This is a genomic window from Pseudoalteromonas sp. 2CM36K, assembly GCF_023161865.1.
In the GTDB taxonomy this organism is placed as follows: Bacteria; Pseudomonadota; Gammaproteobacteria; order Enterobacterales; family Alteromonadaceae; genus Pseudoalteromonas; species Pseudoalteromonas tetraodonis.
Genome location: NZ_JALNTK010000006.1, coordinates 1 through 18,619, shown reverse-complemented (window position 1 = coordinate 18,619; position 18,619 = coordinate 1). Strand labels below are relative to the sequence as shown.

Genomic DNA, 18,619 nt, shown 5'->3' with positions numbered 1-18,619 from the left:
AAGCGAATTAAACAAATTACAAATGGTCGCCTTCAATCAGTTATAAGTTTTTTATTTGTTTAACGTTTACGTATTGGTAAGACGTCATACCAGATAATTTATACACGTAAATTAACAATAGAACAAATCGAAATTAACAAAAAGGCAATATTTATGTATATCTATATCACAAAAAACAACAGCTAGGCTACTCGTTCGAGACGGATGAACTTGTTTTCATTACTTAAAATAAGTCTAAACCGACCACGAATACCTAAACTAGACATGAAGGGCCGAAGATAATGCGCAGCAAAACGAATTGTTTTGCCGCTATCAGCTGTTACTTGAATAGAGCTATACCGGCCATGGTAATAATCCATGCACTCGTTATAGCCCAAATTTATATAAAAATAATGTTCTATCATCATTTATTGTAAGGCTTTTTCAACCTTTTCAAATAAATCATCGCTTAACCCTTCTAAATTCGAAAGGCGCTCTAATTGCGCTTTCATTGCACTGGCACGGGTTTCATCATAGCGGCGCCATGACATAAACGGTGTTAACATACGTGATGCATTTTGCGGGTTAATCGCATTAAGCTTAATTAATAAATCGCCAAGTAATGTATAACCTTGACCATCTAAGCGATGAAATTGTGCGGTATTAAAGTGCGAAAAACTCCCCACTAATGCACGAACTCGATTCGGATTTGAAAAATCAAAACATGGATGTGTATACAAGGCCTTAATTTTCTCAATGGCATCATCAGCGCTGTTCATTGCTTGTAGAGCAAACCATTTATCCATTACTAGCACATCATGGCGCCATTGGCTGTCAAAGTGCGCGAGTAATTTATTTGATAATGGGTGCGCAGCTTTAACCACACTGCTCAGTGCGCCAAGCACATTAGTCATATTTGTTGATGCCGCTGCCTGCTCAATTAAGCTTGCCGCCTCAGTACTGTCTGTTTTAGCTAAATAGTGCAAGCAAAGTTGTTTTAAAGCGCGAATAGCCACCGCTTGGGCACTCACACTACCATCATCGGTGATAGCCTGATAACAACTTAAAAACTCAGTATATAGTTGTTTGGCAATTTGTTGTTCGAATAGCTCAATATTGGCAATAATGTCATCAACCGGAATAACGTCAAACTCCGCAGCTAAAGTATCAAAACTAGGCAGTTTTAACAGCTCAGCAATCAGCGCTAAATCACCCTCTCGTTGCGATATTAGCACCCTAAGTGCATCAATAACGGCATCGCTTAGTGGTGCAATACTAGCTGAAATAACGTTTGCCTTGAGTGCATTAATAAATAATTGTTGTTGTGCATCCCAGCGTGAAAAGTCACTGCGTGCAAAACGCATGATATGTAATAAATCAGCTTCAGTGATCTGTTGATTCAAAATACACGGTGCTGAAAAATCTTCTAGCAACACAGCGGTTGGACTGTGTTCAATATTATCAAAATGAAATGTTTGTTTAGCTTGAGTAACATTTAATACGCTATCAACCTTTTTACCTTGGTATTGCAATGCAATACTTTGGCCTTGCTGATCTAAAAGTTCAATTGCAAAAGGAATATGTAACATCGCATTATCAGGCTGATTCAGTGGCGCAAGTTGCTCTATAGTGAGCGTGAAGATTTGCGCACTTTCATCATACGCTTTGGTGACGTTTAAACGGGGTGTACCACACTGATTATACCAACGCTTAAATTGTGATAAATCAATTGATGATGCATCACTCATTGCCGCAACAAAATCATCGCAGGTAACCGCTTGGCCATCATGACGCTGAAAATACAGTGTCATGCCTTTTTGGAAGTTTTCCTCACCCAACAATGTATGCATCATACGAATAACTTCAGCCCCTTTATCATACACAGTAACGGTGTAAAAATTATTCATTTCGATGACTTTTTCTGGGCGTATTGGGTGTGCCATTGGGCCGGCATCTTCGCTAAATTGATGAGTGCGCATCACTTTTACCGCGTCAATTCTATTTAGCGCACGAGAGCCCAAATCACTGCTAAACTCTTGATCTCTAAATACCGTTAAACCTTCTTTTAAAGACAGCTGAAACCAATCACGACAAGTTACACGATTTCCGGTCCAGTTATGAAAGTACTCGTGGCCAACAATAGACTCAATGGTGTGGTAATCTTTATCAGTTGCCGTTTCTTGATTTGCCAGTACACATTTGCTGTTGAAAATGTTTAACCCTTTATTTTCCATTGCTCCCATATTGAAAAAATCAACGGCTACAATCATATAAATATCAAGGTCATACTCTAAATTAAAACGTGACTCATCCCAAGCCATCGCTTTTTTAAGCGACGTCATAGCATGCTCTGTTTTTGGTAAATTTCCTTTATCGACAAATAACGCTAAGGTGACGTTTTTACCACTGCGAGTTGTATATTTATCGTGTAAAACATCAAAGTCCCCTGCCACTAAAGCAAACAAATAACTTGGCTTTTTGAACGGATCTTGCCATTTTACAAAATGACGCCCATCTTGCGTTTCGCCACTGTCTACTTGGTTACCATTTGAGAGTAAATGCGGGAATGCCGTATCGGCAATAATAGTGACATCAAAAGTTGAAAGTACATCAGGACGATCCATGTAGTAAGTTATTTTTCTAAACCCTTGCGCTTCACATTGAGTACAATAAGCGCCTCCCGATAAGTACAACCCCTCAAGTGATGTGTTTGTTTGCGGTGAAGTTTGCGTCACTATGCTTAGCTGACATTCATCAGGCAGATTATTAATGATTAATTGCTGATTTATAATTTTATAATCTGTGAGCTCTGCACCGTCAATCGATAAAGAGATCAGGGTTAAGTCAATACCATCTAATACCAGAGGCGCATTTGAATCACCCACGCGTTTAAGCGTTAATAAAGCATTTACTTGAGTCGTTAATGGCTGTAAGTCGAAAGTCAGCTCAGTATGCTCGATTGAAAAATCGGGGGCTTTATAGTCTTTTAAATATTCTGCTTGAGGTTTTTGTAGTTCAGTCATGATCACTCCAAAAAAATAGCCCCTTTTAGTGATAAAAGGAGCTACTTAAATTAAGCCGTTTGCTTAGGCTTGATACGCAGTATCTTAATACCTAAGTAAGCATAAATAACGGCTAAGAAAGGATTTATAAGGTTGAAAAATGCATAAAGTGCATAATCAAACGGATTGATTAATAGGACACTTTGCATATACGCACCACAGGTATTCCATGGTATGAGCGGGCTGGTAATTGTGCCACCATCTTCTAGTGTGCGTGACAAATTAACCGGCTTTAACCCGCGCTTTTTATATTCTTCTTTAAACATACGCCCGGGTACAACAATAGCAATATACTGATCTGCTGCGATAATATTGGTACCAATACAAGTAGCAATAGTTGAGGCAATTAATGAACCGGTACTTTTTGCGATTTTAAGAATACTTTTAACAAATATATCAAGTAGACCCGTTTTTTCCATAATCGCACCAAACATAAGTGCCGTCATGATCAACCATGTGGTTGTTAGCATGCCTGACATGCCACCGCCACTGAGCAACGAGTTCATTTTTTCATCACCGGTACTAATAGTAAAACCGTCAAAAAAGGTGGTCCAAACCAGTTTAAAGTAACCAACAAACTCGCCTTGAGTCATATCTATTTGGTTAGCAATTAAATCAGATTGAAATAACAATGCCCATACAGCCCCTATTACAGCGCCAATAGAAATAGCCGGAAACGCTGGCATTTTTCTTATTGCTAAGACTAGTAACACAATTAAAGGCACCAACATTTCTAAACCAATATTAAAGTTTTGTTGAAGAATTGATGTTATTTCATCAATTTGACCCGACTCGCCTGCCGCAGTGGCATTGAAGCCCATAAATACAAAAATGATTAATGCAATCACAAAGCTTGGAACAGTTGTCCATAACATATGGTGAATGTGTTCAAATAAATCAGCGCCAGCAACAGCCGGTGCTAAATTAGTTGTTTCTGACAATGGGCTAAGCTTGTCGCCAAAGTAAGCGCCTGATATAACTGCACCGGCGGTAACTGTCGGCTCTAGGCCAAGTCCAGAAGCAACGCCAAGTAATGCGACACCTATGGTCGCTGCCGTGGTCCACGAACTACCAATACTCATTGCTACAATGCCACAAATTAAACAACTCGCGGCGTAAAACCAGCTAGGGTTGATAATTTGTAAGCCGTAATAAATTAAGGTCGGAACCGTTCCTGATAATAACCATGTTCCGATAAGTGCCCCCACCATGAGTAAAATTAAAATAGCGCTAAGAGACAAGGTAATTCCCTCAATCATAGCATCTTCTAATTTTTTCCATGTGTAGCCATTTTTTAAACCAATCAGTGCTGCAGCAAAAGTTGCAAACAGTAATGCAATTTGATTCGGGCCTGATGATGAATCATCGCCAAATAAGTACACGGCGGCACCTAACAAACAAATTAATACAGCAATTGGAATGAGTGCATCAAAAAGTGTGGCACTTTTAAGTGGTTTTTCTTCAATGGGCTTCAAAATATAGACTCCTACACACATTCGATGCATGTTGATTATTTTTATTAGCACGTACGCGCATTTATTGAGCAGTGTTGATCTAGCTCAACTTTTGGTAATCCGCGATTATAACAATTTAGCAAATTATCGATAGTAAAAAAGGCGCCTAAGCGCCTTTTTTTAACGAGCAAAGCCTTAATTAGCGCTTAGCCATACGACCGTATCTAATATAATCTTGCGTTATTAGTGCCGCTTCTTCAAGGAATGGGTCGAGCTTTTCAATCACCTCTGGTACATCGTCAAGGTTTTCTACTGGCTCTTTACCTAAACGTTTTAAACGCTCGTTAGTACGAGCTAATGCACGCGCCTCATTTTCTTCTTTTTCTTTAATACGTTTTTTCTCAACTAAAGAAATCGTTTTACGATCTTTTTCTTCGTTGTAACGGGTAATATCTTCAAATACATAATTAAATTCAGGCTCTGTTTTAATTCGCTGATCATGTTGTTTTTCAAGATGACTGATGACCGGATCTAAACGCCCTATTTGTTTATACTGTGCTTTTACTATGCTATCCCATGGCAATGCATTGTCTTGTTTGCTTTCGCCCCACTCAGCTGGGTCAATGGCAGATGGGAACGTAATATCTGGGATCACACCTTTATGCTGCGTACTGCCGCCGTTGATACGGTAAAACTTAGCAATGGTGTATTGCACACTGCCTAGCGGGTTATCGTATAAATCATAAGCGCGTGCGAGGCCTTTATGCTGCTGCACAGTACCTTTACCAAAGGTTTGTTCACCTATGATAACTGCGCGGCCATAGTCTTGCATTGCCGCTGCAAATATTTCAGATGCAGACGCGCTGTATCTATCAACAAGTACCGTCAGTGGGCCATCGTAATAGGTAATGCCATCACGGTCTTTTTGCTCTTCAATGCGATTATTTAATGTATGAATTTGTACCACTGGGCCTTGATCAAAAAACAAGCCTGACAATTGCGTCGCTTCATAGAGCGAACCACCGCCATTTTGACGTAGGTCTATAATAATACCGTCAACTTTTTGCTCTTTTAATTTAGCAAGTTCTACTTTTACATCTTTAGAAAGGTTGTTGTAAAAACCAGGGATTTCAATTACTCCAATCTTACTGGTTAGATCCGAATAGCTGGCTTCAAATACTTCTGATTTTGCTGCTCGGTCTTCCAGACGAATTTTATCACGGGTAATCTCAACTACCTTTGGCGTACCGTGAGCATCAGCACCCTTTAAATATTGTAAACGTACTTTAGTGCCTTTAGGCCCTTTTATAAGATCAACCACGTCATCTAAACGCCAACCAATAACATCAACAAACTCTTCGCCCTCTTGAGCAACACCAATAATGCGATCATCGGCTTTAATCTGCTCAGATTTGTCTGCAGGGCCTCCTGGAACTAGACTACGAATAACCGTGTAGTCTTCATCAGGCGTTAATACTGCGCCAATCCCCTCAAGCTCTAAGTCCATGTCCATTTTAAATTGTTCAGCACGTCGAGGTGACAAGTATGAAGTATGCGCTTCAATACTGCGTGCTAGCGAGTTCATTACAATTTGAAATGCGTCTTCAGATTTTGACTGAACAAGGCGTTTTTCTGCGTTTTTATAGCGCTTAGTCAACACCTCTTTAATGCCTGGCCAATCTTTGCCAGTCATTTTTAAACGCAGTGCATCATATTTTACCCGTTCGCGCCAAATTTCATCAAGCTCAGCTTGGGTAATTGCCCACGGTGAATCTTCGCGGTCATAAAAATATTCATCTTCTTCGTCAAACGTCATTTCGTTTTCAAGTAGTGACAGTGAAAATTCATAACGTTCAAAACGGCGTTTAAGGCTTAAGTTGAAAATATCAAACGTAAACCCTAACTGGCCGCTAAGAAGCGCGTTATCAAAACGGTTACGATATCGTTCAAATGAGTCTATATCGCTTTTTAAAAACACGCTTTTATTAAAATCAAGGGATTCGATGTAACGATCAAATACTTTACTCGAAAGCTCATCGTTAAATCGAACGGGTGTGTAATGTGAACGAGTAAATAGATTAGCCACTCGTTTGCTGGCTGTACCGTGCTGACTTTCTTGTTTTAACAAGGGTAAGTCTTCTAATGTTACCGGCTCTACTGCAGCAAATAACGAACCTGAAAACAGCGCAGCAACTAACGGAATGAGCGTAAACTTTTTACTCATACACAACTCCTTAATTTTTTCGCAACTTAAATAATGTATAAGCTGTCGGCTTTGGTTTTTACTTGCATACCTGTCACTAGTTCAACATGAACATCGTCTTTGTTTACTTCAGTGATTACTGCATTAACAAGTGCTTGGCCAAGTTTAACTTTAACCTTGTTATTAACCTTGACCTCGCCTGCAGGTAAAGGTTCAACTTTTCCTGAACGCTTAGGCGCAGCGGCTTTAGCAGGTTTTGCTGCAGCTGATGGATTTTTAGCTGAATGCGCTGGCTTCTTCTTAAAAGATTTTGCATCTGAGTCTTGACGTGGGCGTTGCTGCTTTTTGCGCTTTGCCATTTTAGCACGGCTTTCTTCCAACGCTTTTTGTGCGTGGTCGATATGCTCTTGCTCAACTTTCTCGCCTTGATTTCCGTCAAGATCAATACGGAACTCAGATTTAGTAACCGCTTCAAGATAACGCCAGTTAGATGTGTATTTTCTAAGTGCTTGGCGTACTTGTGTTTTACTAACTTTTTCAGACCCTTCAATACGCTCAGCGATATCTTTAAAGATACCTACTTTAAGCGGCTGAATGCCTTCTTTTTGTTTAAAACATTGTGGAAATTCTTGATATAAGAACTCCAATACTTCATTAATATCTTTTAGCTTGTTTGTGGTTTCCATTTTAGAACCTATTTAATCACATCTTTTCATCAAGGGCAGAATCAACATAGTGGATGCTCCAATCAACTAACTCTTCAAAGTCAGTTTCAATCACAGCCATATCACCACGTAAATGTTCCCAAATACCATTTATAATTTCATCAATTGAATCACAGTCTAAATCATCAGGTAGACGATCCCAGGCCATGTGAATCAAAGCATTGAGCGTTTCCGCTACATGTTCTTCTTCACCTTCCCAATCACCTACATCTTGAACGGCGAATAGGTAATCTTGAACATTTAGCAAATCTTTCATTACAGGCTAGCCTCTAAGCATTTTACAAGTGCTTCAAGTCCTGCTTGATCATCAGTATCAAATCGGCCAATACTTGGGCTATCTATATCAAGTACCGCAAATACACAGCCATTTTTCATGATAGGTACAACTATTTCAGAATTTGACGCCGAATCACAGGCTATATGACCGTCAAACGCATGCACATCTGAAATTAATTGGGTTTGCTTGGTTGCCGCAGCAGTGCCACATACCCCTTTTCCTACCGGAATACGAATACAAGCTGGATTGCCTTGAAATGGACCAAGTACCAATTCAGTTGGTGAATCCATAAAATAAAAGCCCGCCCAATTCACATCTTCTAAAGAGGTAAATAACAGCGCGCTAATATTTGCCATATTGGCAATTATGTTTGATTCACCGCCTATCAGCGATTCAGTTTGCTTAACTAATGACTGGTAAAAATCGTGCTTTTGCATACCAAACTACTTCTTATTAAACATACAGTAGCTAAAGGTACTCTTTGTCACTAAAAATTGAAACCTTTTGCGGGTAAAAAAAAGGAAATTACATAGTTTTACGACACACTTGATTAAATATTCTGCAATTAGCTTTGTACCGATTTACGCAAGCCACATAAAAACAGTCCTGCAGCAAATCCCGACATCACACTATTGATTAAAAATATCTCACCAGTAGTCGCACTAAGCAGATAGCTAAAAATAGCGCCACCCAGTAAGCCAAGTGTTAATACCCCAGAATAATTCACCTTAGAATACTTAAACATAAGTAAGTAGCCTGGCACCACAAACGCAGCCATTGTTAACCCTACAATGTGGGCATTAGCAATGGCCGTCATCAACAGCCCTAAAAAGATAGACACCGCGTCACCACGCATAGTCAATGCGTAATATATTCCTAGCATACTGCCGATTAAAACAGGAGATAATAATGAAAGTGCGACGCTTTTAGCAAGTTGATGTTTCATAGTAAGAACCTTAAATACACAAGCATAAATCTTACTTCTTAGCATGCCCTAAGCGCTGTAGCTTATAAATAGAGACTATGGTCGTATTTTTTAACTAAATATACTTGGTTTTGAGGTTAGGTATAGCGAAAATTAGACACAAAAAAGCCCGCTAATAAGCGGGCTTTAATATAATGGTGGAGAGATAGGGATTTGAACCCTAGAGGGGCTATAAACCCCTGCCGGTTTTCAAGACCGGTGCATTCGACCACTCTGCCATCTCTCCGAAAGTGCATAAACTACAAGTAAGAGAGTATTCATAGTGTTTTAATAAGGTGGTGGAGAGATAGGGATTTGAACCCTAGAGGGGCTATAAACCCCTGCCGGTTTTCAAGACCGGTGCATTCGACCACTCTGCCATCTCTCCGCACGGCCTGAATAATAGGGAAACCCATGGGCTTTGTGAAGCTTTTTTTTCAATTATTTGTTCGAGTGATTAAAAAACAACTAATTTGTTTAAACATAAAGCAAAAGAGCAATTCCTATACGCCGAGTGAACTTTTATTTAAATTTAATTGTCTATTGATCTACAAAGGTTTGCCCAAACATATAAGAGTTGATAATCTAATTTTAGTTAAATTACAGGAACTAATTAGTTTCACTTACAGGAGCTCTACAATGGCATTTAATCAATCGTACAATACTGCAAAGCCGGTAATGTCGACCATTGAAACAAACAAAGTGCTTAAAAACACTTATTTTCTACTTGCAATGACACTTGCATTTAGTGCCGTCACCGCTGGCATTTCAATGGCACTGCAATTACCTTATTTCATGGGACTAGTGTTCACTCTGGTTTCGTTTGGCCTTCTTTTTGTTGTAAACAAAAAAGCCGACACAGCATCTGGTGTATTTTGGGTGTTTGCGTTTACAGGATTAATGGGCGCTGGTTTAGGCCCACTCCTTAATCACTATGCGCAATTACCTAATGGCCCTATGCTAATTATGCAAGCGCTAGGTTCTACAGCGTTAATCTTCTTTGGTTTATCTGCTTATGCACTTAACACTAAAAAAGATTTCTCGTTTATGGGTGGTTTTTTAACTGTGGGCTTAATTGTGGTTATCGTGGCAAGTATTGTAAATATTTTCCTAGGTAGCTCTTTAATGTTTATGGTACTAAACGCAGCCGTGGTATTAATCATGTCTGGCCTAATTTTGTTCGATACGAGCAGAATCATTAATGGCGGCGAAACGAATTATATCCGCGCAACGGTTTCTTTATACCTGAGCGTTTATAACTTATTTACGTCTTTACTTGCGTTACTTGGCGCAAATAATGACTAATTAAATAGTTCTGTTAAAATAGCCCCTTTATTGGGGCTTTTTTATTGGAATAGTTTTGGCACGCTTTGTACTTTCTTTACATACTCCACCATCGGATCACGATACCACACAGCGTATTGTTAAATTTGCTCACGCCTGTTTAGCACAAGGGCATAGTATTGATGCAATATTTTTATACCAAGATGCTATCTATCATGCTTCTACGCATTTTGAACTTGCCTCAGATGAGCTCAATTTATCCTCACTTTGGCAACAGCTAGCCGACAAAAATATTAATTTAATGCTGTGCGTTACGGCAGCTGAAAAGCGTGGCTTAGATATGCAAAATACTGGTGTATTCGCTGTAGCGGGCCTAGCTGAATTTGCTATGTTAGCCAGTGAAGCAGATAAATGGATACAATTTTAATGATTAATGTACTCGTTATTAGTCAATCAAGCCCATTTGATGACATGCATATTCGCGATGCACTCGATATGACGCTTATTTTTGCCGCAGTTGATCAAAATATAAGTTGGTTGTTTAGCGGTCCTGCGGTGCTAGCTCTTAAAAAAAATCAAAGCCCGAATAGTTTGGGGCTTAAAGATTTTTTTAAAAATATTAAAACCCTAGAAATATATGATGTTGACAATATCTACGTGTGTGAGAAGTCACTCATTGACTACGGTTTAAGTAAAAATGAGCTACTTATTGAAGTAAAAACCGTTAACTTTAATGCCCAAAAACAGTTAATTCAAAATCAGCAGCACGTGGTAACGCTATGAGCACTTTACATATATTTTCAAAACCACTGAATTACTACAGTGCAAACAGTCTCGATAATCTGATTATGCTAACAGACTCGGTTTTATTAGTGGGTGATGCCTGTTTTGCTAAAGGGCAATACAGACAATTTGCCGATTCGCTTTATATTTTAAAGGACGATGCAGCGGCGCGTGGTATCTCTTTAAATTTGAATGATAAAGCGATTAGCTATGATGAGTTCGTTACCCTAAGTTTATCATCTAAACAATCAATTACTTGGTGATTTATGTTGGAATTTAATAATCAAACAATAGACACAGATAAGCAAGGTTACCTGCTAGATCATACTGATTGGTCTAAAGAATTGGCCGATGTTATTGCACAACATGAAAGCATTATATTAACCGAACAGCATTGGGAAGTTGTTAACTTTGTGCGCGCATTTTATCTTGAATACAACACCAGCCCGGCAATTAGAATGTTAGTCAAAGCGATGGCTAAAGCGCTCGGTGAGGATAAAGGTAATAGCATGTACTTGTATAAACTTTTTCCAAAGGGACCGGCCAAACAAGCCACTAAAATTGCGGGCTTACCTAAACCTGCACGGTGTATTTAATGAAACAAAAAGCTAAAAACACGTCATCTGCAACAAGTAAACGCAATACAGGTCGTACATATTCGCGCAGTGCTGTAAAAAAGAGCCCGATAAAAAGAGCAATTAAGCCACAGATAGCCCAAAGCGATAAAAAAGTTATTTTATTTAACAAACCTTATGATGTCCTTTGCCAATTTACAGACGAGCAAAATAGACAAACACTGGCTAATTTTATTCCTATTAAAGATGTTTATGCTGCGGGTCGCTTAGACAGAGACAGTGAAGGCTTGTTATTATTGACCAATTGCGGGAAATTACAAAATACCTTAACCGCTCCTGGTAAAAAAACCAACAAAACGTACTGGGTACAAGTTGAGGGGGTGCCTACAGAAGCATCTATTGATGCGCTCAGTCAAGGGGTCGAACTCAAAGATGGATTAACCTTACCTGCACAGGTAAAATTAATCGATGAACCAGCGCTTTGGCCACGCACTCCCCCAGTGAGAGAACGTAAATCAATTCCAACATCTTGGTTGAGTATCACTATAAACGAGGGGAAAAACCGTCAAGTTCGACGAATGACCGCACACATTGGCCACCCAACGTTACGGTTAATTCGCTATAGTATTGGTAAATACACACTCGATGGAATTGAAACAGGTCAATATAAAATCAGTGGACCACTAACCAACAGTAATACTTTACGTTAACCTTTGCTTATCTGGTATTAAAAGCAAAGGTTAAACATGCTGTGTTATTCATGCCTTCCTAAGGCAATACAATTTCTGCCCTGCTTTTTTGCATAATACAGCGCACTATCCGTTGCTTTAAAGAAATCGACATGGTTAGTTTTTTCGCCATGTTTTACCGTATGAACTCCCATACTCACAGAGAGAAAGCCAGTAAAACTATCTTCATGAGCTATCGCTAAATCTTCAATAGATTTTTGTATTTGTTCTGCAATAAAGAGCGCACCTTGATCATCTGTTTGAGGGAGTAAAACAACAAACTCTTCTCCGCCATAGCGCGCTACAAAGTCCTCAGGACGACTGACTGTTTCTGCCAGCTTTTGCGCTACGCTATGTAAACACTTATCTCCGGCAACATGACCATACCTATCATTAAATTTTTTGAAATTATCTATATCAATAATGATCATAGAAAGTTGAGTATTTACTTTTATCAGTTTTTTAAATTCAGCATGTAATTTTTCGTCAAAACGGCGTCTGTTGGCAATTTTAGTCAATGAGTCTAAAAAGGCCATATCGCTGAGTATCTCTTAGGTTTTCAAACGCTCCGTCGCATCGTTAAATACAGCAATAAATTCACTTTCTACACTAATACCTGACACTTGCATTATCACTTTCGAACCATCTTTACATACAATTTGATAGTCATTAGCGGGAATATCGTCATTATTTTTATTTGCCTGCGCTAAAGATTCACCCCACATCGTTTGAACAGACTCTCTATAACTAGGCTCAGGATACGCGACCTTCCACCACTGTTTTAAATTAGGAATATCATCAATTGTATAACCAAATACATCTACAAAGCGTTGATTAAGCTTTAAAATATCGCCGGTTACCATACAAACATTACACACGGGCAAAGGCAAAATAGTAAATAATTTTGCATAATGGCTCAGCTCATGTTTTCGCATTGGATGTTCAGTTGCACTACTAACAAAACGCTGCTGTTCAACGTGTTTCATTTCAAGAGAAGCATTCATAGTGGCAACAAAATGCCATTCTAACCACCACTTTTTTAGCTGCTTTAAAATGACTTGTTGAAAGGGATTAATAAAGTCTAAAGAATGTTCAATGAGTCTAAATAGCGCTGAAATAGGGTTGGGTTCTTCAAAGCGGTAAGGACGAGGAACCCTAATGGTTTGATAAAACAGTTGGTAAGCTGATTCTTTAACGTTATGTGGTAATTGTTCTGCTACTAAGCAATCATCGCGCTGTACCTTTTTTTGATAACTCAACAACGTAAGATTTTACCTTTTGTGCTTGAGAAGCATAATTCATATATTCATTCCATTGACTATATTATAAATACGCTCTCTGATATTCAATAAGTAGTACTAACACCTTAAATAAACAACATTTACTCATCATTTTTAACTTAAATGAGTGTTTATAATTTAAAGGCCTGACATCTTGGACCTGTTGTTCTTTGCAAATTAAAATGTGTTCAAACAAAGGGGCTATAATAGCACCGCAAAAGCACCGCAAAATGTGTAATCAAATCGGCTAAGTAAAAATCGACTAACAAAGAGTAAATCATCCCTAACCAACATAAAAAAAAGCAACAAAATCTATTCAATAGCCCTTCCTCTCTTTAAGCACTTACAAAATACATGCTATAATCGCGGCCTTTCCAAGTTAACAGTAATCTGTATAAGCGAAATTATTCATGAGCGAAAATAGTCACATTAAAGTCATCGTTGGTATGTCCGGCGGTGTTGATTCTTCTGTATCTGCATATTTATTAAAACAACAAGGCTACCAAGTAGAAGGCTTGTTTATGAAGAATTGGGAAGAAGATGACAATGATGAATATTGCGCTGCCGCTGAAGATTTAAAAGATGCCCAAGCTGTCTGTGACAAATTAGGTATTGAACTTCATACCGTTAACTTTGCAGCAGAATACTGGGACAACGTATTCGAATACTTTTTAGCTGAGTACAAAGCTGGTCGCACACCTAACCCAGACATCATGTGTAACAAAGAAATTAAATTTAAAGCCTTTTTAGAATTTGCGGCTCAAGCACTTGGTGCTGACTATATAGCAACGGGCCACTACGTACGTCGTGAGCTCAGAGATGATAAATATGTTATGTGCCGTGGCCTAGATGATAATAAAGATCAAAGCTACTTTTTGTACACATTGAGTCATGAACACATCGCGCAAACGCTGTTCCCTGTGGGAGATATTGCCAAGCCAGAAGTGCGCCGTATTGCTGAAGAGCAAGATTTAATTACCCATAATAAAAAAGACAGCACCGGCATTTGTTTTATTGGCGAGCGTAAATTTAAAGATTTCTTACAAAAATTCTTACCTGCTCAACCTGGTGTTATTGAAGACACAGATGGTAACAACGTTGGTGAACATGAAGGCTTGATGTACCACACCTTAGGTCAGCGCAAAGGCTTGTTAATTGGTGGTATGAAAGAGGGCTCAGGCGAACCTTGGTATGTTGTAGACAAAGATGTTGAACGCAATGTATTGATTGTGGGCCAAGGTAAAAATCACCCTCGCCTTTACAGTAATGGCCTAAATGCCAACCAATTACACTGGGTAGATCGTGTTGGTCCTCAAGGAACTACTCGTTGCACCGTAAAAACACGCTACCGCCAAGAAGACCTAAGCTGTACCTTGTTAGTCGGTGAAGATGGTATGGCACGCGTATTATTTGATGAGCCACAAAAAGCGGTAACCCCAGGACAATCTGCGGTATTTTACGCTAATGAAGTATGTTTAGGTGGCGGTATTATTGACTCGGTGATCAAATAATGAATCAACACCAAGTCATGGCGCTTGCAGCCATGTGTCAAGTGGCCAAGCAAGTTCAGAAGGTTGCTCAATATGGTCGCGCTGATGAACAAGATTTATCGATTTTATTATCGAGTATTGTGCAAACCTCGCCAGCTTCCCCTGAAGATGTGTATCAAGGTGAGCATAACTTACGTGATGGCTATAAAACATTGATGGCACAACTGAGTGCCGGTGCTCAAAAAGATGTAGAAATAGTCAAATATGTGGGTGGTTTAATGCAGTTAGAGCGTGCGCTTAGTGCTAACAGTAAAAGCCTCAATGAATTAGGTAAACGTATTGATGATATTCATCGTCGTTTAGACCATTTTGCTATTACCGATGACAGTGTTGTTGCCGGTTTAGCAGATATATACTCGTCGGTGCTAAGCCCCCTTGGGCACCGAATTCAGGTTTATGGTAAACCCGAGTTATTAAAACAGCAGCTCACGCAAAATAAAATCCGCGCATTACTTTTAGCCGGAATTCGCAGTGCAGTATTATGGCGACAAATGGGCGGCAAACGTCGTCATTTCTTTTTTGCAAAAAGAAAAATTCTCGCCATAGCTAAAACAAAAATTTAATTATCGTTCAAACTAAAATTTAGGAGTTATTATGGAGCTTTCAGCGTTAACGGCTATCTCTCCGGTTGATGGTCGCTACGGCAGCAAAACCACTGAACTACGCAGTATTTTTAGCGAATTTGGATTAATCAAATACCGCGTAACCGTTGAAGTGCGTTGGTTGCAAGCGTTAGCTGCAGCAAGCGAGATTAAAGAAGTCCCCGCTTTTAGCGACGAAGCGAATGCGCTGTTGAATGCCATTGTAGATAACTTCTGTGAAGCTGATGCTCAGCGAGTTAAAGACATCGAACGCACGACAAACCATGATGTTAAGGCCGTAGAGTATTTACTAAAAGAAAAAGTAGCTGATAATGCTGAGCTACACGCAATTAATGAATTTATTCACTTTGCCTGTACCTCTGAAGATATTAATAACCTATCTCATGGTTTAATGTTAAGTGAAGCGCGTAACAACGTCGTTTTACCTTACTGTGATGAGTTATTAAGCGCTATTAAAGAAAAAGCAATTGAGTACAAAGCCATTCCTATGATGACTCGTACACATGGACAGCCTGCAACGCCTTCAACTATGGGTAAAGAGTTTGCAAATGTTTACATGCGTTTAAAGCGTCAACGTGACCAAATTGCACAAGTAGAAATGCTAGGTAAAGTAAACGGTGCTGTGGGTAACTACAATGCACACCTTAGTGCATACCCTGACTACGATTGGCATACCCACGCCGATAAGTTTGTAACTAGCCTAGGTTTAACTCTCAACCCGTTTACTACGCAAATTGAACCGCATGATTACATTGCAGAACTTTTTGATGCAATTGCACGCTTTAATACTATTTTGCTCGATTTTGACCGCGACATGTGGGGCTACATTGCACTTAATCACTTTAAGCAAAAAACTATTGCCGGTGAAATTGGCTCATCTACTATGCCACACAAAGTTAACCCAATTGATTTTGAAAACTCAGAAGGTAACTTAGGCTTAGCCAATGCTATCTTTGGTCATTTAGCACAAAAACTACCTGTGTCTCGCTGGCAACGTGATTTAACTGACTCAACCGTATTACGTAACTTAGGTGTAGGTATGGGTTATGCGGTAATTGCATACCAATCAACCCTTAAAGGTGTAAGCAAACTTGAAGTGAACGAGCAACGTTTAGCAGATGAGCTTGACCAAAACTGGGAGCTTCTCGCTGAGCCAATTCAAACCGTTATGCGTAAATACGGCATTGAAAAACCATATGAAAAGCTAAAAGATTTAACCCGTGGTAAACGTGTAAATCAAGAAATTATGGCTGATTTCATCGATGGTTTAGACCTACCAGAAGCTGCAAAAATTGAAATGAAAAAACTAACGCCGGCTAACTACATTGGTCGCGCTGTTGAGTTTATTGATGATTTAGTTTAATCACTCAAATCTACTAATACAAAGCGAAAGGTACCTGCCTTTCGCTTTTTTCATTTAGGTCTTAACGTTATAGGCATTCTATGTATCAATTAAAAATAAATGAATTATCAGAGCAAGCGTTTTTAAGTCAATATTGGCAAAAAAAACCACTGTTGATCAAAGCTGGTTTTAAAGATTTTCAAGACCCACTTGATGCGAATGAACTCGCAGGCCTTGCTATGGAAGACAGCATAGAATCGCGCATTATTACTAACCACAACCAACAATGGCAATCGCATCAGGGGCCATTTGACGATTTTGAAATACTCACTGATCAGCATTCGACGCTACTCGTGCAAGCAGTGGATCATTGGCACCCAGAGGCTGCTCAGTTACTTGAACCTTTTCGCTTTATACCAAATTGGCGCATAGATGATTTGATGATCAGCTACTCAACCCCAGGTGGCGGTGTTGGCCCACATCTAGACCAATACGATGTATTTATTATTCAAGGTGAAGGTAAACGCCATTGGCGGGTAGGATTACCCGACCCAACACTAAAACAATTTGCCCAAAATAAAACATTACTGCAAGTTGAAGCTTTTAGTGCTGTGATTGATTGTATTTTAGAGCCCGGTGATATTTTATATATACCACCCGGTTGTCCCCATGAAGGCTATGCGGTTGAAAATGCACTCAACTATTCAGTCGGTTTTAGAGCACCTAATCAGCAAGATTTACTTTCAAGTTTTGCTGATCATATTATCGACACAGAAAGCGGCCAAAAAAGGTATACCGACCATACCCTCGCCCTGCGTGATTCCAAAGGTGAGCTAACCCAAAGCGAAGTCGATAAAGTAAAAACGTTAATGCAAGCATTGCTTGAAGACGAGAGTTTATTTAAACACTGGTTAGGTAACACCCTTAGCCAACCTAAGCATGATATGGACTTAGCCCCTGAAGAAGACCCATTTAGTGTCGCACAAATACAACAACTGCTTGAAAACCAAGTAACATTTGAGCGTTTAGGGGGCACACGTGCTATTTATCAATGTATGGATGCAGAGTTACTTCTAAGTATCAATGGCGAAAACTACGCTTTACCCTTATCTGATTTAGAAGCGGTAAAACAGCTTACTGATTTTATTGAATTTGATAGTAGCGTGCTTAATGCAACCACACCTAGCCTAGATTTTATCGAAACTTTTACTACACTGGTTAATGAGGGTATTTGGTTTAGCTAGGAGGAGGTCATGGTTTATACCGTTGACAAAGTTGATTGGCAAAGTGAAAAAAGCCATCTGCAATATATAAGGGAGCGAGTGTTTGTATATGAATTACATATTCCTAAAAGTATTGAATTTGACAACTTAGATGCACTCGCTCAACATATTCTGGTCACCGATAATATGCACTCACCTGTTGCCACAGGTCGATTATGTAATGATGGTTTAATTGGAAGAATCGCCGTATTGCCACAGCATCGCAACCGCAATGTTTATAAGTCACTGCTTAATTTCATTGTTAAATTAGCAGCGGAGCAAGGTATTGAAGCAATCAGTATTAATTGTATTTTAAACGAAGTAGAACGATTCAAAAATAATGGGTTTACTGTGCAAGGCCACGTCTTTATGGAAGCAGGTATCCCAAGGCAACGTATGCAGTGCCCTATTGCATGCTTTGAAACTCGACCATTTACTTTAGTGCATTAACAATAAAGCGAGCCATTTGGCTTAATGCCAGTCAGTTAAGAACTGACTGGCATTTTCTTTTATAGGGGTACTTATTCGGCTTCTTTCTTATCACCCTTG

19 protein-coding genes, 2 tRNA genes and 1 pseudogene are annotated in these 18,619 nt (G+C 39.3%); 11 read left to right on the top strand and 11 right to left on the bottom strand.

The window, feature by feature from the left end; translation table 11 throughout:
- Window positions 1–182 precede the first annotated feature (182 nt).
- The 10 genes from MTN97_RS05025 to MTN97_RS04980 form a co-directional block, all read right to left on the bottom strand.
- On the bottom strand, window positions 183–404 hold the full coding sequence (locus MTN97_RS05025; protein WP_081762920.1) for a DUF2835 family protein: 222 nt from the start codon (window positions 402–404) through the stop codon (window positions 183–185).
- A gap of 3 nt (window positions 405–407) precedes the next feature.
- On the bottom strand, window positions 408–3,002 hold the full coding sequence (gene pepN, locus MTN97_RS05020; RefSeq protein ID WP_248473822.1) for an aminopeptidase N: 2,595 nt from the start codon (window positions 3,000–3,002) through the stop codon (window positions 408–410).
- 50 nt (window positions 3,003–3,052) lie between these two features.
- The gene (nhaC, locus tag MTN97_RS05015) at window positions 3,053–4,537 is read right to left on the bottom strand and encodes a Na+/H+ antiporter NhaC (protein ID WP_409418104.1); all 1,485 of its coding nucleotides are present in this window, start codon (window positions 4,535–4,537) and stop codon (window positions 3,053–3,055) included.
- A gap of 157 nt (window positions 4,538–4,694) precedes the next feature.
- On the bottom strand, window positions 4,695–6,719 hold the full coding sequence (gene prc, locus MTN97_RS05010) for a carboxy terminal-processing peptidase (RefSeq protein ID WP_248473820.1): 2,025 nt from the start codon (window positions 6,717–6,719) through the stop codon (window positions 4,695–4,697).
- A 26-nt stretch (window positions 6,720–6,745) separates the two neighbouring features.
- Window positions 6,746–7,384 (bottom strand): RNA chaperone ProQ, encoded by a 639-nt coding sequence (gene proQ, locus MTN97_RS05005; protein ID WP_008112041.1) that lies wholly within the window; start codon window positions 7,382–7,384, stop codon window positions 6,746–6,748.
- 16 nt (window positions 7,385–7,400) lie between these two features.
- Complete coding sequence (locus MTN97_RS05000; protein WP_248473819.1) at window positions 7,401–7,679, bottom strand: hypothetical protein; 279 nt, start codon at window positions 7,677–7,679, stop codon at window positions 7,401–7,403.
- Window positions 7,679–8,137, bottom strand: a complete 459-nt coding sequence (locus MTN97_RS04995; RefSeq protein ID WP_248473818.1) for a GAF domain-containing protein — start codon at window positions 8,135–8,137, stop codon at window positions 7,679–7,681. The genes MTN97_RS05000 and MTN97_RS04995 overlap by 1 nt, the downstream gene beginning before the upstream one ends.
- A gap of 128 nt (window positions 8,138–8,265) precedes the next feature.
- Entirely contained in the window at window positions 8,266–8,646 is a 381-nt protein-coding gene (locus MTN97_RS04990; protein ID WP_036982550.1) for a hypothetical protein, read from the bottom strand.
- A 174-nt stretch (window positions 8,647–8,820) separates the two neighbouring features.
- Window positions 8,821–8,911: transfer RNA gene (locus MTN97_RS04985), tRNA-Ser, on the bottom strand.
- Between the two features lie 50 nt (window positions 8,912–8,961).
- Window positions 8,962–9,052, bottom strand: a tRNA-Ser gene (locus tag MTN97_RS04980).
- 251 nt (window positions 9,053–9,303) lie between these two features.
- Between MTN97_RS04980 and MTN97_RS04975 the strand changes: the two genes are divergently transcribed.
- From MTN97_RS04975 to MTN97_RS04950, 6 genes are read left to right on the top strand one after another with little or no spacing between them, the layout of a single operon-like run.
- Window positions 9,304–9,969 (top strand): Bax inhibitor-1/YccA family protein, encoded by a 666-nt coding sequence (locus tag MTN97_RS04975; protein ID WP_008112034.1) that lies wholly within the window; start codon window positions 9,304–9,306, stop codon window positions 9,967–9,969.
- A gap of 55 nt (window positions 9,970–10,024) precedes the next feature.
- Window positions 10,025–10,375 carry a sulfurtransferase complex subunit TusD gene (tusD, locus tag MTN97_RS04970; RefSeq protein WP_248473817.1) on the top strand — a complete coding sequence of 117 codons (351 nt, stop codon included), beginning with the start codon at window positions 10,025–10,027 and terminating at the stop codon, window positions 10,373–10,375.
- Complete coding sequence (gene tusC / locus MTN97_RS04965) at window positions 10,375–10,731, top strand: sulfurtransferase complex subunit TusC (RefSeq protein ID WP_008112028.1); 357 nt, start codon at window positions 10,375–10,377, stop codon at window positions 10,729–10,731. The genes tusD and tusC overlap by 1 nt, the downstream gene beginning before the upstream one ends.
- Window positions 10,728–10,994 (top strand): DsrH/TusB family sulfur metabolism protein, encoded by a 267-nt coding sequence (locus MTN97_RS04960; RefSeq protein ID WP_028835169.1) that lies wholly within the window; start codon window positions 10,728–10,730, stop codon window positions 10,992–10,994. Before tusC ends, MTN97_RS04960 begins: the two co-directional genes overlap by 4 nt.
- Before the next feature lie 3 nt (window positions 10,995–10,997).
- On the top strand, window positions 10,998–11,327 hold the full coding sequence (locus tag MTN97_RS04955; protein WP_008112024.1) for a TusE/DsrC/DsvC family sulfur relay protein: 330 nt from the start codon (window positions 10,998–11,000) through the stop codon (window positions 11,325–11,327).
- Window positions 11,327–12,016: an rRNA large subunit pseudouridine synthase E gene (locus MTN97_RS04950; RefSeq protein ID WP_248473816.1), complete on the top strand. Its 690-nt coding sequence runs from the start codon at window positions 11,327–11,329 to the stop codon at window positions 12,014–12,016. The genes MTN97_RS04955 and MTN97_RS04950 overlap by 1 nt, the downstream gene beginning before the upstream one ends.
- A gap of 44 nt (window positions 12,017–12,060) precedes the next feature.
- Here MTN97_RS04950 and MTN97_RS18100 read toward each other — a convergent pair.
- Window positions 12,061–13,336 (bottom strand): annotated as a pseudogene (locus MTN97_RS18100) (diguanylate cyclase).
- A 388-nt stretch (window positions 13,337–13,724) separates the two neighbouring features.
- Here MTN97_RS18100 and mnmA point away from each other — a divergent pair.
- The 5 genes from mnmA (at window position 13,725) to MTN97_RS04915 (ending at window position 18,520) form a co-directional block, all read left to right on the top strand.
- On the top strand, window positions 13,725–14,825 hold the full coding sequence (gene mnmA / locus MTN97_RS04935) for a tRNA 2-thiouridine(34) synthase MnmA (RefSeq protein WP_248473813.1): 1,101 nt from the start codon (window positions 13,725–13,727) through the stop codon (window positions 14,823–14,825).
- Complete coding sequence (hflD, locus tag MTN97_RS04930) at window positions 14,825–15,427, top strand: high frequency lysogenization protein HflD (RefSeq protein WP_008113587.1); 603 nt, start codon at window positions 14,825–14,827, stop codon at window positions 15,425–15,427. The genes mnmA and hflD overlap by 1 nt, the downstream gene beginning before the upstream one ends.
- 31 nt (window positions 15,428–15,458) lie before the next feature.
- The gene (gene purB / locus MTN97_RS04925; protein WP_069439525.1) at window positions 15,459–16,829 is read left to right on the top strand and encodes an adenylosuccinate lyase; all 1,371 of its coding nucleotides are present in this window, start codon (window positions 15,459–15,461) and stop codon (window positions 16,827–16,829) included.
- Between the two features lie 80 nt (window positions 16,830–16,909).
- Window positions 16,910–18,052, top strand: a complete 1,143-nt coding sequence (locus tag MTN97_RS04920; RefSeq protein WP_248473812.1) for a cupin domain-containing protein — start codon at window positions 16,910–16,912, stop codon at window positions 18,050–18,052.
- Window positions 18,053–18,061: 9 nt separating this feature from the next.
- Complete coding sequence (locus tag MTN97_RS04915; RefSeq protein WP_248473811.1) at window positions 18,062–18,520, top strand: GNAT family N-acetyltransferase; 459 nt, start codon at window positions 18,062–18,064, stop codon at window positions 18,518–18,520.
- Window positions 18,521–18,619 lie beyond the last annotated feature (99 nt).

What these genes read in the sequence shown, in the direction of transcription:
- MTN97_RS05025 (WP_081762920.1), bottom strand. Translation starts at nt 404, where the DNA reads ATGATAGAACATTATTTTTATATAAATTTGGGCTATAACGAGTGCATG.
- pepN (WP_248473822.1), bottom strand. Translation starts at nt 3,002, where the DNA reads ATGACTGAACTACAAAAACCTCAAGCAGAATATTTAAAAGACTATAAA.
- nhaC (WP_409418104.1), bottom strand. Translation starts at nt 4,537, where the DNA reads ATGTGTGTAGGAGTCTATATTTTGAAGCCCATTGAAGAAAAACCACTT.
- prc (WP_248473820.1), bottom strand. Translation starts at nt 6,719, where the DNA reads ATGAGTAAAAAGTTTACGCTCATTCCGTTAGTTGCTGCGCTGTTTTCA.
- proQ (WP_008112041.1), bottom strand. Translation starts at nt 7,384, where the DNA reads ATGGAAACCACAAACAAGCTAAAAGATATTAATGAAGTATTGGAGTTC.
- MTN97_RS05000 (WP_248473819.1), bottom strand. Translation starts at nt 7,679, where the DNA reads ATGAAAGATTTGCTAAATGTTCAAGATTACCTATTCGCCGTTCAAGAT.
- MTN97_RS04995 (WP_248473818.1), bottom strand. Translation starts at nt 8,137, where the DNA reads ATGCAAAAGCACGATTTTTACCAGTCATTAGTTAAGCAAACTGAATCG.
- MTN97_RS04990 (WP_036982550.1), bottom strand. Translation starts at nt 8,646, where the DNA reads ATGAAACATCAACTTGCTAAAAGCGTCGCACTTTCATTATTATCTCCT.
- MTN97_RS04975 (WP_008112034.1), top strand. Translation starts at nt 9,304, where the DNA reads ATGGCATTTAATCAATCGTACAATACTGCAAAGCCGGTAATGTCGACC.
- tusC (WP_008112028.1), top strand. Translation starts at nt 10,375, where the DNA reads ATGATTAATGTACTCGTTATTAGTCAATCAAGCCCATTTGATGACATG.
- MTN97_RS04960 (WP_028835169.1), top strand. Translation starts at nt 10,728, where the DNA reads ATGAGCACTTTACATATATTTTCAAAACCACTGAATTACTACAGTGCA.
- MTN97_RS04955 (WP_008112024.1), top strand. Translation starts at nt 10,998, where the DNA reads ATGTTGGAATTTAATAATCAAACAATAGACACAGATAAGCAAGGTTAC.
- MTN97_RS04950 (WP_248473816.1), top strand. Translation starts at nt 11,327, where the DNA reads ATGAAACAAAAAGCTAAAAACACGTCATCTGCAACAAGTAAACGCAAT.
- mnmA (WP_248473813.1), top strand. Translation starts at nt 13,725, where the DNA reads ATGAGCGAAAATAGTCACATTAAAGTCATCGTTGGTATGTCCGGCGGT.
- hflD (WP_008113587.1), top strand. Translation starts at nt 14,825, where the DNA reads ATGAATCAACACCAAGTCATGGCGCTTGCAGCCATGTGTCAAGTGGCC.
- purB (WP_069439525.1), top strand. Translation starts at nt 15,459, where the DNA reads ATGGAGCTTTCAGCGTTAACGGCTATCTCTCCGGTTGATGGTCGCTAC.
- MTN97_RS04920 (WP_248473812.1), top strand. Translation starts at nt 16,910, where the DNA reads ATGTATCAATTAAAAATAAATGAATTATCAGAGCAAGCGTTTTTAAGT.
- MTN97_RS04915 (WP_248473811.1), top strand. Translation starts at nt 18,062, where the DNA reads ATGGTTTATACCGTTGACAAAGTTGATTGGCAAAGTGAAAAAAGCCAT.